Source organism: Streptomyces sp. NPDC005533 (genome assembly GCF_042871845.1).
Lineage (GTDB): Bacteria > Actinomycetota > Actinomycetes > Streptomycetales > Streptomycetaceae > Streptomyces.
Genome location: NZ_JBIAJH010000172.1, coordinates 1 through 1,669 on the forward strand (window position 1 = coordinate 1; position 1,669 = coordinate 1,669).

At 65.7% G+C, this 1,669-nt stretch carries 2 protein-coding genes and 1 pseudogene; 2 read left to right on the forward strand and 1 reads right to left on the reverse strand.

What is annotated here, in order from left to right:
* Both ACFYP3_RS37710 and ACFYP3_RS37715 read left to right on the forward strand, forming a co-directional pair.
* Positions 1–379, forward strand: a 379-nt coding sequence (locus ACFYP3_RS37710; protein ID WP_388842632.1) for a LamG-like jellyroll fold domain-containing protein, incomplete at its 5' end; no start/stop codon positions are given.
* A 629-nt stretch (positions 380–1,008) separates the two neighbouring features.
* Positions 1,009–1,236 (forward strand): annotated as a pseudogene (locus tag ACFYP3_RS37715) (IS110 family transposase); the annotation flags it as partial.
* Positions 1,237–1,313: 77 nt separating this feature from the next.
* Here ACFYP3_RS37715 and ACFYP3_RS37720 read toward each other — a convergent pair.
* Positions 1,314–1,669 (reverse strand): DDE-type integrase/transposase/recombinase (locus ACFYP3_RS37720; RefSeq protein WP_388842634.1); only part of this gene is annotated, 356 nt, incomplete at its 5' end.

Here is a 1,669-nt window from a genome sequence, read left to right on the forward strand (position 1 = left end):
CCGGGCGGACGCCGAGGGAACCTACCAGCGCATCGTCGACTACATCATCCCCCCCGGAAGCAGTACCCCCGGCTTCCTCATCGACCTGACACCCACGAGGAACGTCCGGTTCATCGGCGGAGGAGCCGCCGCGGTCACACCCGTCGTCGTTCCCAAGGGGCAGTTCGTCGATCTGGCCGTCACACGGGACAGCTCCGGCCTGGTCACCGTCTACCTCAACGGGGCGAAGGCCTGGAGCGGCCAGGTCGGCACGGCACCGATCGGCGCCGGCACCGGAAAACTCAACTTCGGCGCCGACCAGGCCGGTGGAAGCCGCCTCACAGGAGCCATGGGACAAACCCGTATCTATTCCCAAGCCATCGACTTCTCGAAGACTTGAGATGAAAGGGACGCTTCTCGGCTTCAGGGCCGAGGAGCGTCCTTTTTTGATGTGTTTCTTGCCGACCGGGTGGCGGGGTGCGGGCCGGCTGGCTTCCGGCGCGCCCGCCGGAGTGACCACCGTCCGCCGGATGCGGTGAAGGCCGCGCCGGACCCGGCCGGGAGCGAGCCGATCCAGGGCGAGAGGTTTCGCCCACCGGTGGCACAGGTCGCCGCCGTTCGCACCGTTTCGAAGTGGATAAGTTTTCGCCCCACGCGTAACGGTTGGCGGCTGCCAGGGGAGATCAAGAGCGTCGGATTTGCAGCCAGTGAGCCTCTTTCATCCGGAGTAGCCGCAGGTCAGCGATCCAGCGCACCTTAAGTGCGCGCCGGGGGCGTGGTAAATCCCTTGGCGCGCGCCGCAGGTGCTTTTGTCTGCCCTGACGGGGAGTGATGCCGGTCCGGGACTCTTGGAGGGTTCGTTCCGGCCGAAACCGATGCCTCTGTGATGCCGGTGAGCTCGCAGGTCAGCGTGGTGCTGGGGGCCTTCCGCGGGAACCGTGGAGTGTTGCTGTGAGCACGTGCGTCAGAATTCCTGATTCACCTTGGCCCTCCCGGAACGGCACACCCGATGGGGAGGGAGCGGGGAGCGTGGACGTACTGCATGAACGGTGCGCCGGCGTGGACATCAGCAAGAAGGACGCCAAGGTGTGCGTCCGGACCCCGAGTATGAAGCGGCGGGGGTCGTTCACCACCGAGACCACTACCTGGGGCTCGACGGCGAACGCCGTGATCGCTTTGCTCGACCACCTGCTCGCCGCGAACGTGACGCTGGTGGTGATCGAGGCGACCTCGGACTACTGGAAACCGTTCTACTACGGGCGCTGTCACGTTGTCGGTGGCTTGTCCGTCTGATGGTGCATCAGGGTAGTGCGGGGCTGGTGGTGGCTGGTGGTTCAGGCCGTGGCGGGTTGGCCGGTGGCGCCGGTGATGTGGTTCCAGAGGGTGAAGCGGATTGTCATCTCGAGGCGGTGGTTGCGGGCGGTCATGAGGTGACGGTGGGGTCGGAAGTGGGGTGAGATTCCGGTGAATGCGGACAGGAACCGCTGCGCCGAACCGACGGTGCGGAAGCCTTTCATCGCGCGTTCGCGCTGCCGGGTGGGCTGGTGGGAGTTCGCCGCCCGGTTGTTCAGCCCCTTGTGTGAACGGTGCTCCACTGTGGTTCCCCTCGTAGCGTAGAGCCGTGACCAGATGGGGAGTTGGGGGTCATGGTGGGGAAGCGACAGAAGTACGATCCGGAGATGCGTGAGGG